The sequence below is a fragment of the Streptomyces sp. NPDC006208 genome (assembly GCF_040613775.1).
Lineage (GTDB): Bacteria > Actinomycetota > Actinomycetes > Streptomycetales > Streptomycetaceae > Streptomyces.
Genome location: NZ_JBEXSW010000019.1, coordinates 98,831 through 113,337, shown reverse-complemented (window position 1 = coordinate 113,337; position 14,507 = coordinate 98,831). Strand labels below are relative to the sequence as shown.

11 protein-coding genes are annotated in these 14,507 nt (G+C 69.9%); 8 read left to right on the top strand and 3 right to left on the bottom strand.

The features are described 5' to 3' along the window. Positions 1–4: 4 nt before the first annotated feature. From ABZ208_RS17815 to ABZ208_RS17785, 7 genes are all read left to right on the top strand, one after another. Positions 5–1,300 carry a DUF2254 domain-containing protein gene (locus tag ABZ208_RS17815; RefSeq protein ID WP_356910396.1) on the top strand — a complete coding sequence of 432 codons (1,296 nt, stop codon included), beginning with the start codon at positions 5–7 and terminating at the stop codon, positions 1,298–1,300. A 115-nt stretch (positions 1,301–1,415) separates the two neighbouring features. Then, positions 1,416–2,771, top strand: a complete 1,356-nt coding sequence (locus tag ABZ208_RS17810) for a hypothetical protein (protein WP_356910395.1) — start codon at positions 1,416–1,418, stop codon at positions 2,769–2,771. A gap of 498 nt (positions 2,772–3,269) precedes the next feature. Then, positions 3,270–5,714 carry a SpoIIE family protein phosphatase gene (locus ABZ208_RS17805; protein WP_356910394.1) on the top strand — a complete coding sequence of 815 codons (2,445 nt, stop codon included), beginning with the start codon at positions 3,270–3,272 and terminating at the stop codon, positions 5,712–5,714. Positions 5,715–6,064: 350 nt separating this feature from the next. Continuing rightward, positions 6,065–8,395, top strand: a complete 2,331-nt coding sequence (locus tag ABZ208_RS17800) for a molybdopterin cofactor-binding domain-containing protein (protein ID WP_356910393.1) — start codon at positions 6,065–6,067, stop codon at positions 8,393–8,395. Positions 8,396–8,404: 9 nt separating this feature from the next. Beyond that, positions 8,405–8,881 (top strand): (2Fe-2S)-binding protein, encoded by a 477-nt coding sequence (locus ABZ208_RS17795; protein ID WP_356910392.1) that lies wholly within the window; start codon positions 8,405–8,407, stop codon positions 8,879–8,881. Positions 8,882–9,149: 268 nt separating this feature from the next. Then, positions 9,150–10,208 (top strand): vWA domain-containing protein, encoded by a 1,059-nt coding sequence (locus ABZ208_RS17790; RefSeq protein WP_356910391.1) that lies wholly within the window; start codon positions 9,150–9,152, stop codon positions 10,206–10,208. Positions 10,209–10,661: 453 nt separating this feature from the next. Beyond that, a complete protein-coding gene (locus tag ABZ208_RS17785) occupies positions 10,662–10,916 on the top strand; it encodes a DUF6355 family natural product biosynthesis protein (RefSeq protein WP_356910390.1) in 255 nt (84 codons plus the stop codon). Between the two features lie 230 nt (positions 10,917–11,146). Here ABZ208_RS17785 and ABZ208_RS17780 read toward each other — a convergent pair whose 3' ends face one another. After that, the gene (locus tag ABZ208_RS17780) at positions 11,147–11,893 is read right to left on the bottom strand and encodes a methyltransferase domain-containing protein (RefSeq protein ID WP_356910389.1); all 747 of its coding nucleotides are present in this window, start codon (positions 11,891–11,893) and stop codon (positions 11,147–11,149) included. 621 nt (positions 11,894–12,514) lie between these two features. Here ABZ208_RS17780 and ABZ208_RS17775 point away from each other — a divergent pair. Next, entirely contained in the window at positions 12,515–13,639 is a 1,125-nt protein-coding gene (locus tag ABZ208_RS17775) for a winged helix DNA-binding domain-containing protein (RefSeq protein ID WP_356910388.1), read from the top strand. 2 nt (positions 13,640–13,641) lie between these two features. Here the strand turns inward: ABZ208_RS17775 and ABZ208_RS17770 are convergent, their stop codons facing one another. Together ABZ208_RS17770 and ABZ208_RS17765 are read right to left on the bottom strand one after the other, a co-directional pair. Continuing rightward, the gene (locus tag ABZ208_RS17770; RefSeq protein WP_356910387.1) at positions 13,642–13,833 is read right to left on the bottom strand and encodes a hypothetical protein; all 192 of its coding nucleotides are present in this window, start codon (positions 13,831–13,833) and stop codon (positions 13,642–13,644) included. Next, on the bottom strand, positions 13,833–14,210 hold the full coding sequence (locus tag ABZ208_RS17765) for an SAV_915 family protein (protein WP_356910386.1): 378 nt from the start codon (positions 14,208–14,210) through the stop codon (positions 13,833–13,835). The genes ABZ208_RS17770 and ABZ208_RS17765 overlap by 1 nt, the downstream gene beginning before the upstream one ends. Between the last annotated feature and the right edge of the window lie 297 nt (positions 14,211–14,507).

Below are 14,507 nucleotides of genomic sequence, written 5' to 3'. Positions count from 1 at the left end.
GCCGATGATGTCCTGGGCGGACGCCTTCCGGCTGCGGCAGTACGCCAAGGCGAGTCTGTGGATCGTCCCGCTGTTCGGGCTCGTCCTCGGGGTGCTTCTCGCCGAGGCTGCTCTGGCCACGGACAGCGCGGACTGGGTGCCCTGGGGCTGGCACTATTCCGCGACCACCGCCAGCGGCGTGCTCAGCTCCATCGTCGGGTCCATGGTCGCCCTGCTCGGATTCGTCGTCACCATCGGCGTACTTGTTGTCCAGCAGGCCACGGGCTCACTGTCACCCCGCTATATGCGTCTGTGGTACCGGGACCGCTTGCAGAAGGCCGTGCTGGCCACCTTCACCGGGACGTTCGCGTTCGCCTTCTCACTGCTGCGCACCATTGAGTCGGATTCCGTTCCCGACCTCGGAGTCACCCTGGCCGGGATAGCCGTCGCCGTCAGCCTGCTGCTTCTGCTGGTCTACCTCAACCGGTTCACCCACAACCTCCGGCCCGTCGCCATCGCCGACCTGGTCGGGCGCATGGGCGAGAAGGTCCTCACCCGAGCGGCGGCCCGGGTCCGCAGCTCCGAGGCCGCCGTCAGCGCGGCACCGGTACTGCCGGACGGCCCGGTGACGCACATCCGATCCGTGCGAGGCGGGGCCATCCAGGCACTCAACGCGGCCGGGCTGAAGGCCGCGGCGGTGCGCCACGACTGCGTCTTCGTGGTGGCTCACCCGGTAGGGGACTTCGTACCGCCCGGCACCGTCCTCATCGAGGTCCACGGCGGAGCCTCGGCGCCCGATCCGGCGACGGTGGCCGGCCTCGTCGCCCTCGGCCCCGAGCGGACCATCGAACAGGACCCCGCCTTCGCCCTGCGCGTGCTCGTCGACATCGCCATCCGTGCACTGTCCCCGGCAGTGAACGACCCCACCACCGGCGTCCAGGTGCTCAACCACATCGAAGCGTTCCTTTACACGGTCGGCAGGGCCCACCTCCGCGGGCACTATGTGCTCGCCGACGACCACGGCCGGCCGCGACTGGTGGTGCCGGGCCGGTCCTGGGAGGACTATCTCCAGCTCGCCGTCACCGAGATCCGTGAGTACGGGGCGACGTCCCTGCAGATCTGCCGGCGGCTTCGCGCGCTGCTCCAGGGGCTGCTCGACACCCTGCCCGCCGAGCGCCTGCCGGCGGTTCGCGTGGAACTCGGTCTTCTCGACGAGGCGGTCGAGCGGCAGTTCACCGACCCCGTCCGCCGTGCCATGGCGCAGACGCCGGACCCGCAGGGCATCGGCGGGCGCCGCCGGCCGGCGGCCCGGCCCGGCTGAGCACCCCGGCTGAGCACCCCGACAGTTCCTTCACCCGTGCAGCTGCGGAACGCTCGCGGGCGGCCTCGCCCCGGGTTCTGCTGGATCGAACCCACTCCACAGGGGAGGACGCGCCATGCCGGACGACGGAACAGCGGGCCCCACCGGGGAGCGGTCCGACGCTCCGGGCCCCGACGACGCAGGCTCCGAACTGGAGCAGTTGCGCTCTCGCGTCGCCGCGCTGGAGGCCGACAAGGTGGCCCGCGCACCCCGGCACCGGTGGAGGTCCTTCTTTGCGGCGCTGCTCATCGTCATCGGCTGCATCCTCGCGCCGCTGGCCGGCGTGGCCGCCTGGACGGCGGACGAGGTGGGCGACACCGACCGCTACGTGGACACGGTCGCTCCGCTCGCCTCCGACCCCGACATCCAGAACGCCGCGGCGAACCGGGTCACCGACGCGGTGATGGAACACATCGACCTGCCCACCTTGCTGGAGGGCGCGGCCCCCGCGGACCGGCCGCTCCTGGAGAAGGCACTCGGCAAACTCGGCAATTCACTGGAGAACGCCGTCCGCAGCTTCGTCCACGACAAGTCCGAGGAGATCATCGCCTCCGAGACCTTCGACAAGATCTGGATCGACGCCAACCGCCGGATCCACTCAGCCGTCGACAAGGCACTCACGGGCAGCGGCGGCGGTGCCGTGAAGATCAACAACGATTCGGTGTCCGTCGACCTCGGCCCGGTGGTCGACCAGGTCAAACAGCGCCTCGTCGACGAAGGAATGTCGGTCGCCGCGAAGATCCCCGAAGTGCACACCGACTTCACGGTGCTGCGGGCCGACAACATCGGCAAGGTCAAGACCTATTTCAAGATTCTTCAGATTGCCGGGTTCTGGCTGCCGGTGCTCTCGGTGGTACTGATCGCCGCCGGGGTTCTGCTGTCCGCCCACCGCCGGCGCGTTCTTGTGATCGCCGCACTCGCCTTCGCCTTTGCCATGGTGATGCTCGGTGTCGGCCTGACCGTCTTCCGTGTGGTGTATCTGAACGCGTTGCCGGACACCGTGTCGCAGCCCGCGGCCGAGTCCGTCTACGACACACTGACGCGCTACCTGCGCACCACGGTCCGGATGACCGTGGTGCTGGGCGTGGTGATCGCCCTGGCCGCGTGGCTGAGCGGTCCCGGCCGGTGGGCGATGTTCGTACGCCAGTCGTGGCACTCCGGTATCGGCGCCGTCCGCTCCACCGCGGACCGTGCGGGCATGCGCACCGGCCCCGTCGGACCGTTCGTCCGGCAACACCGGAAGTGGATCACCTGGGTCCTGGTCGTACTGGCCGTCCTGACGTTCGTTCTGTGGAGCTATCCCACCGGCTGGGTCGTCGTCGTCATCACGCTCGTCCTGCTCTTCGCGATGGCGGTGGTGGAATTCCTCGCGGAGAACGGGGCCGGCGCGAGCACGCCGACAGCGGCGGCGAAGGAGCCGCCGCCCCGGTGAACGCGGTCGTGAGCACGTGGGGGTGACCGGGTGACGCCGGCGGCGGCCCGAGGGCCGGCCCCACGCCCGCCGGCCGTCGGGCCGCCGCACGTGATCACCGGCCGACCTGCCGGACGCGGCACCTGTCCGGGTGGGCGCTCATACTGAAAACAGGGGGCGTGCCAGGTCCTGAAACCAGGGGGCGTACCAGGTCAGGCGGATGTCGGTGATGAGCGAGCGTGCTGCGGGCGAGAGCGTGAGCGGCGGCAGGGGTGCCGTGCGGAACGCCGGAGGCCGGCGGGGTGAGCCTCCCGAGGCCTGGGTGGCCGGCGGTGCTGGGCGGACCGTAACGCGGGAGCAGGGCGCAAGGGAGCTACCGGGGCCCACCGGGCCGGCGGCTCCCGCGCCCGGCCCGCGCTCCGTGCTCCGGGCCCGGCAGAGGGTGAGGTGCCTGCGGTCGTGGTCACGGCGGTCGTGGTCGCTGCCGAATCCGGAACCGATGCGGGCCGGTGTCGCCGTATGACCCCATGGAGCATGGCGGAGGACGCCGACTTCAGTAGCCCGCTCGATGTCACGAGGGCCGCCACGGTGGTGCTCGACGCCCAGGACATCGTCGTGGGGTGGAGTCCCGCCGCCGAGGATCTGCTCGGCTACTCGCAGGACGAGATCGTCGGAAAGCCCCTGGACACGTTCCTGCTTCCCCGCGGGACGTCCGAGGCCACCGCGGCTCAGGCGGGCGGCCCGGCCCTGGAGACCGGGTTGAGCGGCAGCGAGATCCGCGTCGCCAGGCATCGCAACGGCAGCACGCTGATGATCGGGACCGTCATGTGCTCGCTGTCCGGCACGGGAGCGGCGGCCCAGGTCCTGATCGCGGCCGACCTGGATCGCCTGCGGCAATGGGAATCGCAGCTGGCGCTCCTGCAGGGGCTGGCCACCCAGTCGCCCGTCGGTCTGGCCATCTACGGCACCGACCTTCGCCTGACGTGGTGCAACGCGGCGTACGAGGAGGAGATCGGCCTGCCGTTCTCCGAGTTCCGCGGAATGCGGGCGGACGAGCTGTACTCCGAGGGCAGGTTCGTGACCAAGGGCTACGAGCGCACACTCGACGGGGTCATGCACCGCGTGCTCGACACGGGCGAGCCGATCCTCGACCTGCACTTCCTCGGCCGGCCGCCCAGCGATCCCGGAACGGACCACCTCTGGTCCTGCTCCTACTACCGGCTGCATGACGCGGACGGGCGCGTGCTCGGCGTGTGCGAGGACGCGTTCGACATCACCGATCGCTACGAGGCCCAGCGCCGACTGGCCCTGCTCGTGGAGGCCGGCCGCCGCATCGGCACGGCACTGGACGTGGTCGCCACGGCCGAGGAAGCGGCCGACGTGGCTGTCCCGGACTTCGCCCGCACCGTCACGGTCGATCTTGCCAGGGAGGTGCTGGAGGGCGGCGTTCTGTCCAGCGGGGACGAGGCGCTCTCCGCCCTCGTACGCGTCGCCTCGCGAACGGCTCTGGACTACGGTCCGGACGGTACGGGCGGATCGCCCGAGCCCTCACCCGTCGACTACCCGCCGGACTCGCCCCAGCGCCGCAGCCTCTCCTCGGGCGGGCTCGTACGCGTGGACCACACCCTGGTCGTGCCCCTGAGGGCAGGCGGCAGCACACTCGGACTCATCGCCTTCCACCGCGACCCGGCAGCCACCTTCGACAGCGGCGAGGTGGAACTCGCCGACGAACTGGCGGCCCGTACGGCAGTGTGCATCGACAACGCCCGGCGCTTCACCCGGGAACGCACGGCATCACACGTTCTGCAGCGCCAGCTCCTTCCGCAGCACGTGCCGCAGCCGACCGCCGTCGACCTGGCCTATCGCTATCTGCCCACGGACTCCCGGACAGGCGTCGGCGGCGACTGGTTCGACGTCATCGCGCTGTCCGGAACCCGGGTCGGCCTCGTCGTGGGGGATGTGGTCGGCCACGGCCTCCAGGCGGCGGCCACGATGGGACGGCTGCGGACGACCGTACGCGCACTGGCCCGCCTTGATCTGTCCCCCGACGAACTGCTCAAGCGCCTCGACGACCTGGTGGGCCAGTCGACGCAGGAGAGCTCGGACGTCCTCGGCCCGCTGGCGGACTCGCACACCGATGACGCCACCGGGGTGACCTGCCTCTACGCGGTCTACGACCCGGTCTCGCGCCACTGCGTCATGGCCCGGGCGGGCCACCTGCCGCCAGCCGTCGTGGACCCCGAGGGCCGGGTGTCGTACCCGGACCTGCCGGCCGGGCCGCCGCTCGGGCTCGGGGGCCTGCCGTTCGAATCTATGGAGATCGAGCTTCCTGTGGGCAGTCTGGTGGCCCTGTTCACCGACGGCCTGGTCGAAGGCCGTGACCTCGACATCGACGAGGGGCTCGCCACCCTGGGGCGGGTACTGGGCGAGCGCCGCGGCTCCCTGGAAGATCTCTGCGACCGCGTTCTGGCGGAACTGCGGCCGGACGGCACGACGGCCGACGACAGGGCCCTGCTGCTCGTCCGTACCCGTGAACTGGACGCCGGGCAGGTCGTCGGCTGGGACCTGCCGGCCGAACCGGTCGCCGTGGGCCGCGCGAGGGAGCTCGCCACCCGGCGGCTCCACGAATGGGGGCTGGAAGAGCTGTCGTTCTCGACCGAACTCGTCGTCAGCGAACTGGTCACCAACGCGGTCAGGCACGCCGGCGGACCGTTGCACCTGCGCCTCATCCGCGACCGCACCCTCATCTGCGAGGTTGCGGACACCGGCCACACCTCACCGCATCTGCGGCACAGCGAAGCGGACGACGAGGGCGGGCGCGGGCTGTTCATCGTCGCTCAGCTCGTCGACCGGTGGGGAACGCGCTACACCCGGTCCGGGAAGACGATCTGGACGGAACAGAGCTTCCCCTCCGACGGACCGGACCCGGCCGGGTCCGGCGCGTCCGCGGCCGACCGGGGCTGAACCCGCCGCTCCCGCCGTCGGCATCCATGCCGGTCCCTTGCTCGTGGCTCGAGACGCATCGGCCCGGTGAACCTCCGCGGCGTGTGCACAGTCCGCGCCAGGTCGGGGGAGATCGGATGAACATCTGTACCGCCGGGTGTAACCCCCGGTACGGTTCGGGCCGGTCCGGTCCTGGTCTGCGGCGGCCGGTGAGGACCGGCGGTGTCGGCGTGGGCGTCTCGCGTCGCGCCGGTGACACGTGACACCGGTCCGCCGTCCGGACCATGGTGCTCCACCGGCGCGGTGTGTTCCACTCCGTGCGCACCTGAGCGCGTTCGAGTTCGTGGTCGTCGAGAGGGAGGGTGAGGGGAGTGCAGAGCAGCCCGCAGAACCAGGAGACCGGCGCCGACTCGGGCGGGGTCAGCAGGCGGCGGTTCCTCGGATATGTGGTGGCGGCGTCGACGCTGACCGTGGCCGCGCAACTCGCGGACGTCGCGGCCCCCGCAAAGGCCTCCGCATTGGTCCCTTCGGTTCCCGGTCCCTCCGAGATCTACGATCTCAACGACATGCTGACCCATGCCGCCCTGCCCACCGCCAATCTGATCAGCATCAGGATCGAGTCCGACGGCACGGCGCATCTGGCGCTCCCCAGAGCCGAGGTGGGGCAGGGCATCACCACCTCCAGCGCGATGCTGATCGCCGAGGAGCTGGACCTGCCGCTGGACAAGGTGCGGGTCACACTCGCCGACGCACGGCCCGAGCTGCTGTTCAACCAGCTCACCGGTGGCTCCAACACCACCATCTCGACCTTCACCCCGATCCGGGTGGCGGCGGCCGTCGCTCGTGGGCGGCTGCTGGAGGCCGCTGCCCTGCAACTCGGGGAGGCGATCGGTACCCTCACGGCCAAGGCCGGGGTCATCACCTCGGCGACCGGGCAGAGCCTCACGTACGGCGAGCTGGCCGCGAAGGCCGCTGCCGTGGCCACCGGCCAGGTGTCCGTCACGCTCAAGGAATCGTCCGAATTCAAGGTCATCGGTACCGGGCACCGGCGGATCGACGCGCCGGCCGCGGTGACGGGCCGCAAGACGTTCGCGATGGACGTGCGGGTGCCGGACGCGCTGCCGACGATGGTGTGCCGGCCGCCGACGATCAACGGCACGGTCCGCTCGGTGCAGAACCTGGCCGAGGTGCGGGCCATGCCCGGCATCACCGATGTCGTACGGATCTCCACCGGTGTCGCCGTCCGGGGCCGTACCTTCGGGCAGTGCATCGACGCGGTCCGCGCCCTGGAGGTCGTCTGGGGGCCGGGCACCGCCGAGGGCGCCTCGGACGCCACCGTCCTCCAAGAACTGCGACGCGCCGAACTGCCTCTCGTCGTACCGCCGCTGCCGCTGCTCACCAAGGCCGTCGACGCCCGCTTCACCTTTCACTTCGCCAGCAACGGCGCCCTGGAGACCAACTGCGCCGTCGCCGATGTGCGGCCCGACTCGGCCGAGATCTGGGCGAGTCTGAAGTCGCCGATCAACGCCCAGGAGCAGATCGCGCTCCGGCTCGGCCTGCCGGTCACCGCCGTGAAGGTCCATGTCACCGAGGGCGGCGGCTCGTTCGGGCGGAAACTCTTCCACGACGCGGCCGGGGAGGCCGCCGAGATCTCACGGGCCATGGGCAAGCCGGTGAAGCTCATGTGGCACCGGACCGACGACTTCCGTCAGGGCCGCACGCATCCGATGTCCACCTCGCGGGTCCGGGCCACGTACACGCTCGGTCAGGTACTCACGTACGAGCAGCGCCACACCTCCGTCGCCACCGACTTCGGCCACGGGGTGGGCGAGATCATCACCGCGGGGGCGGCCCAACTGCCCGTCGGAGACCTGACGTTCTCCGAGACGATCTTCCAGCTCACCCAGCAGAGCCCGTACCACTTCGGCGCGACCACGCAGTTGCTCAGCGAGACCGACAAGGGCTTCAACACCGGCTCCATGCGTAACATCTACTCGCCCAACGTCCGCTGCGCGCAGGAGCTCGTCGTGGACGAGCTGGCGAAGCGGATGGGCAAGGACGCCTACGCCTTCCGCCGCCAGTTCCTGAAGGACGAGCGGGCCAGGGCGGTGCTCGACAAGGTCGCCGAGGTGGGCAGGTGGGGGCGTACGATGCCCGCCGGCATGGCGCAGGGCATCGCGGTCCACCCCGAATACCACGCCTTCGTGGCCGTCCTCGCCGAGATCGACTGCCGGCCGGAGACGACCGGGCGGAAGATCCGCAACGCGTACACAGGACCGCGGGTCACGAAGATCGTCTGCGCCGTCGACGCCGGCCTCGCCGTCAACCCGCGTGGGCTGGAAGCACAGATGATGGGCGGAATCATCGACGGCATCGCCATCACCCTGAGCTCCGGCCTCCATCTGAAGGACGGGCATTTCCTCGAGGGCAGCTGGGACAACTACTTCTACACACGGCAGTGGAACACCCCGCCCGAGCTCGAGATCGTCGTGATGCCGCCGACCACCGGAAAGCCGGGCGGCGCGGGGGAGCTGGCGGTCGCCGGCGCGATGGCCGCCGTGGCCTGTGCCTACGGCCGGGCCACCGGCAGCATGCCGACGACCTTCCCGATCAACCACGGCGAACCGCTGGGCTTCACGCCGCTGCCCACCTCCCCGCCGATCCCCGCCTCGCCCACCGACGGCCTCGACCGCGCCTTCTAGGAGCCACCCGTGCCGCAACACACCTTCATCCTCAACGGCAAGCCGGTGACCGTGGACATCGAGGACGACGTCCGGCTGCTGTGGGTGCTCCGGGACGTCCTGGGAGTCACCGGGCCGAAGTACGGCTGCGGGGTCGGCGTCTGCCAGTCCTGCACGAGCCACATCAACGGCAAGGCGTTCAACCCCTGCGCCGTCCCGGTCAAGGACATCGGGCCGACCGACGAGGTCACCACCATCGAGGGACTGCCCGCCACGGTCGGCAAGGAGCTGCACCCGATGCAGGAGGCATGGCTGGAGTACGACGTCGCCCAGTGCGGCTACTGCCAGCCCGGCCAGATCATGGCCGCCGTCGCCAAGGTCCGGCAGGCACGCGAGGCGGGCCGGGAGATCGGCGAGGCCGACCTCGACGAGATCCGCAACATCTGCCGCTGCGGCACCTACAACCGCATTCGCGAGGCCATCGCGGCGGGTGCGAAGAGGTTCTAGCCCCGCTGGCCGAACGAGGACGGAGCGATCGCGTCGGCGAGCGCCGACGGTCGCGCAGGGACGGCCGGCTCCTGACGCGCATCCCAGCACGGCGTGATGGAGCACCGTATTGCCGTGTGATCGGAACACGGGCGTCTGGCTCTCACCGCTGCCTCCCGCCTGGGGGTCTGCCGTGGGTCCGGCAGGTGATCATCCGTCAAGCCCGTTGTCAGTGGCTCCCCATAGTGTGGAGACATCACTCGGGGAGCCTCGGCGAAGGAGCAGAAACGTGTCCGCCAACAAGATCCAGCACAAGGTGAATCACGTCGCGCTGGTAGTGGACTGTTCGGGTTCCATGCATCAGCACCAGAGTCAACTCGTCCGCGTCGTGGACGAGTTCGTGGCGGGCTTGAAGGCCGAGTCGGACAGCCTCGGTCATGAGACCCGGATCAGCCTCTACTCCTTCGACCACAAGGTGGAGAACCTGGTCTGGGACATGGACGTGAAGCATCTGCCGTCCATGCGGGGTCTGTACAAGGTCAAGAACGGCGCTACGGCCCTCATCGAAGCCTCTCTGAAGTCTCTGGACGACCTGGGCCACATCTGGGAGGCGTACGGCGAGCACAGCTTCCTCCAGATCGTGGTGACGGACGGCGAGGAGAACGCCTCCGGCGGCGACAGACGGCACGACGGCGACATGGCCATCCTCGGCCCCTGGCTCGACAGGATCGCGGCGAAGATGGGTGCGCTTCCGGGCCACTGGACTTCCGCGATCCTCGTTCCGAACTCCCTGGCGAAGCGAACCGCCCAGAACTACGGCTTCCCGGCCGGAAACATCGCCATCTGGGATGCGGATTCCAAGGAGGGTGTCGAGGAGGCAATCGGTACGGTGCGCGCTGCCGCCACCAGCTTCCTCCGTGGCCGCGAGCAGGGCGTGCGCGGCACGAAGAACCTGTTCGCGGTCGGCCAGGACATATCGGTCGACGACGTGCGGGCGAACCTCGAACCGATCCCGGCCGACAAGTATCGACTCCTGAAGGTCGACACGGAGGTCGAGATTCGATCCTTCGTTGATTCGCATCCGGGCGTGACGTACGAACGCGGGTCGTGTTACTACCAGCTGGGCACCCGGGTTCAGGTTCAGCCCGACAAGGAAGTCATCGTGGTCGAGAAGGACACCGACCGCGCATACACGGGCGATGCGGCACGCAGTCTTCTGTTCGGCACGGGTATCCAGGGCACCGTCTCCGTGAAGGCGGGGCGTAATCCCAAGTTGGAGGTATACGTGCAGAGCCGTTCGGTGAACAGGAAGCTCAAGCCGAAGACACGTCTGCTCATCATGCTCTGAGATTCACGAGCAGGGCGTAGAGCAGGTGGTCCAGGGCCAGTTGCGAACGGTCGGCCAGTCGTGGATCTCACCCGATGTCGGTCCTCGAGCACGGTCGTGCACAGCTTGGCCGCCGTCCTGACGGAGATCAAGGCAATCGCCGCGATCACCACGCACAGCCACGGCCCGGTACGAGGCCGCGGTGGCGGCGATGCACAGGTTTGCCGAGCGCCTCGGTGACATCGCGGTGCATGCCGGCCACGACGACCTGATCCAGCGACGGCACCCCTCGCCCGCCCCTGAGGGCGGTCGACACTCTGTTCGCCGCCCTCGAGCCCGACTGAGGCCCCCATCGGATGGGCCTAACGCCACGAACGGGGTGAGAGTGTGAGGAATGAATCGGAACCCGGCATCGGCACGACACGGCTCAGGAGGCGATGGGCGGCGCTGGCCGGCACAACGATTCTGGCCTTGATGACGACGACCGGCCCTGCCGGAGCGGCGACGCAGGCCAGTGAGCAGGCCCTGGCCAAACCGTGCGGGTACTCCGAGTCCGGAGCCTTCGCCTGGTACAACCACTGCACCACAGACGGATCGCGTATCCAGATTCGGCTCGACGCTGTCGGAGGTTTCGACACGAACAGGTGCGTCGACCCCGGCGAGACCCGCCTGGGCTGGGCCTTCGAGTACCGCAACGCCTGGTACACCGGCAGGCTGTGCAGTTCCTAGCGTGCGGTGGGTCCCGGTAAGCAACTGATGGCCGGTGTCCACCGCGCCCAGGTGTCCGCACTACGGCCCGGTGCACTCTCCCACGACCTCCGCCTGGCTTCGTTCGTCGGTCGTGGCAACTGTGGGTGGCGTAGAGCGCGTTCAGCCCACGGGGTTCCGGGGCGTTCGACGTGCGGCGCCCAGGGAGTGAGCCCCGGCAGGTTGCGCCGGGGCTCACTTGGAGTGGTGTGTCAGCGGTTCATCAGTACGAACACTCCCCACCCGAGGTATTCACGCTGGTACCTGGCGTGCTGGGCGGGAGCCGCGGCGAGTTCCGCGCGCAACTCGTCGGCCGGCTCGTCGTCGGGGTTGGCGTCGAGCCAGCGGCGGATGTTGAGCCACTGCGCCGCGACGTACCGGTCCCAGCTGTCCTGGTCGGCCAGGACCATTTCCACGACGTCACAGCCCAGGTCGCCGAACTGCTCGAGCAGTTCCGGCAGCGGGAGAAGGTCGTCCTTGCGGGCGACATGGCAGGCATTGACGGTCGCCTGGTCCAGGGGCTCGCGCCGCCAGTACGGTTCGCCGATCAGCATCATTCCGCCGGGGGCCAGGCTGCGCCGAAGAAGTTCGACGGTGCCCGGCACTCCGGAGCCGATCCAGGTGGCGCCCACACATGCGGCGATGCCGACCGGATCGTCGGCGACATGGCCCGACGCGTCCGCGTGCACGAAGCCGACCCGGTCGGCCACGCCCAGCTCGACGGCCCGCGCGCGGGCGGCGCCGATGAAGACGGTGCTGATGTCCACCCCGGTGCCGGTCACACCGTGGTCGCGCGCCCAGGTGCACAGCAACTCGCCCTTGCCGCAAGCGAGGTCGAGCATGCGCGTGCCCGGCGACGGGTTGATGGCCTGGCCCAGGATGGCCAGTTTCTCGCTCGTGAACGGATTGCAGAGGCGATGGCTGCTCTCGCGGATGGTGAAACTACGTGGCAGATCCACTTCTGGGATTCCTTTGGTCCGAAGAGGTCAGAACGGTTGGGGAGGGCGGCCGGTGGAAGTTGGCCGCGATTGCCTGGACCGTCATCAAATGCACCTGTTCGGACGCAACGAACGCTGGGACCGGCCGAAGATACGGCCGCTGGGATCGTCATGTCGATCGAATTTCGCGTCCTGCCCGGAACGCGCGTGTGATCGCCGCGGGCAGCGTCACCGTCGACGCACTGCCCCCGGGCGCACTCCAGGCCAACGCGGCGCCCAGCGCAGTCGACGGACGCGAACGGGGTCATCACCGTCGACGCCCTGCACCTGGAGCTGCTGCCCGCCCCCGGTGGAGCCGAGGTCGTCATCGGCCACGTCGAGTGCGGGGGCGCGGTTCCGGCTCCGACCGTCACCAAGACGGCGGCGGAGAGCTCGTTCGCCGAGGGCCAGACGATCCACCACACCTTCACCGTGACGAACAACGGCGTCGAGCCGCTGACGAACCTCCAGGTGATCGGCCCACAGTGGTCCGGGAACCCCTCCGGTTCCCGGACCACTCCTCTTTGCGGGGTTCACGTCTGGGGGCACGTCTGCGGGGTTAAAGGACAGAAGCTGTCCGCAACGCTAAGTAGCGTATGGCGTATGGCGACGAAGACGACCCACCCCGTCCTGAGCAACCGCGCACTCAACCGCGCCACACTGGAGCGACAGTTGCTGCTGCGCCGCGCTCCCCGGGCCGAGATGTCCGTCGCGGGCGCCGTCCGGCATCTGGTCGGACTCCAGGCGCAGAACGTCAAGCCGCCCTACTTCGCGCTCGCCGCCCGGCTGGACGCCTTCGACCCCCGGGAACTCTCCGCGCTCATGGCCTCGCGCGAGGTCGCCCGGATGGTGACCATCCGTTCCACCCTGCACACGCACACCGCCGAGGACTGCCTCGCCGTGCGTCCTTTCGCTCAATCCGGCGGCCCCGAACGCGAGTTGAAGTGGTTCCGCAACGGGCTGAGCGGCGTCGACCTCGACCGGCTCACCGCCCTCAGCCGCGAGCTCGTCGAGGAGCGCCCCCGCCCGATGAAGGAGCTCCGGGAGGCCCTGCTGAAGGAGTGGCCCGGCGCCGAGCCTCTGGCGCTCACCGTCGCCGCACGCTGCCTGTTGCCGCTGGTACAGGTCACCCCGCGCGGACTGTGGGGCAGCAGCGGCCAGGTCATGCTGACCACTGCTGAGCAGTGGATCGGGCGTCCGCTGGAGCCTTCCCCGGAGCCCGAGACGATGGTCCGGCGCTATCTCGCCGCCTTCGGGCCCGCCTCGGTGAAGGACATGCAGACGTGGTCCGGACTGACGCGGCTGCGGGAGCCTTTCGAGCGGCTGCGCCCCGAACTGGTCATTTTCCAGGACGAGAAGGGGGTGGAGCTGTTCGACCTCCCCGACGCGCCCCGTCCCGACGCCGACACCCCCGCCCCGCCGCGCTTCCTGCCCGAGTTCGACAATCTGCTGCTCTCGCATTCCGACCGCAGCCGGGTGGTCCCAGACGACGTCAGGGGCCGTACATGGAAGGGCAACCAGCCCTACCGTGTCTTCCTCTCCGACGGCTTCCTCGGCGGGCTGTGGCGGCTCGAGGAGTCCAAGGACACCGCCGTCATGACCGTCCAGCCGTTCCTGGAGCTCACCCGTGCCCAGCGTGCGGCCGTGGCCGATGAGGGCGAGGCGGTGCTCGCCACGATGACCTCGGCCGCGACGCGCGACGTGCGGTTCGGGGAGTTCGCCGCTTAGCCTCACGGCTCCGGCAGGCAGAGCTGCCGCGCCGTCCACCGCCCGGAGGGGTGACACGGCTCGTCGGGGTCGGCGAGCCGTGCGCGTACGCCGTCCAGGCAGCCCGGGGCGCTCCAGCAACTCCGGAAGAGCGAGGCGAGCTCGTCGAGCGGCCCGGCCGGGCCCGCCTCGATACCCGGCAGCACCCGCACCATCACCTGCTGCGCCTCCGGGCCGGGTCCCGTTCGGGACGGCGGCCGCACGGGCCTGCCGGGGCGGTGTGCGCAACGGACGGGGTGGTCGCCGGCGAGGGGGCGGTGAACTGCGGGTCGACCGTCAGCACGGTGATGCCGAGCGGTTCGGCCAGCGCCCGCAGCGCGGGTGCCGCGAGCCTGATCCACGCCTGGCCCTCGCCCAGTACGGCGGTCAGCCGCTCCTCGCTGGTGAAGCCGACGGCGGTGCGTGCACCGAGCGGTGTGTGCATGAAACGGAGTTGATGTCCCCCGGCAGAACCGAGCCGAACTGGTGCGAACAGCGGCCCTGCCGGGCGATGTTCATCGGGGTCCGCGTCCCCTGCCACAAGGTTGTCCATGGTGCCCTCCGGGCGAGTTCCGTGTGCCGGACGTACGTACCGGCACCTGGAAGCATGACCCGCTGTCCGCCGGTACCTGCCGGGAGCGGCGGAACCATGACGCGCCGCTGACCTGCACAGGTCGCGTCTTGACGCGGTCCTAGCGTCCGGGGCCCGGCGACCGGCCGGCCGGCGCGGGCGGCGCGCTCCCTGGCTGATGGTGTGCTCCCGGCCCGGGTGGCTTGCTCCCGGGCGGGCGGCCCGTGCCGGATGGTGTGCCTCTGCCCGGGTGGCGTGCTCCCGGCCCCGTACGGACCC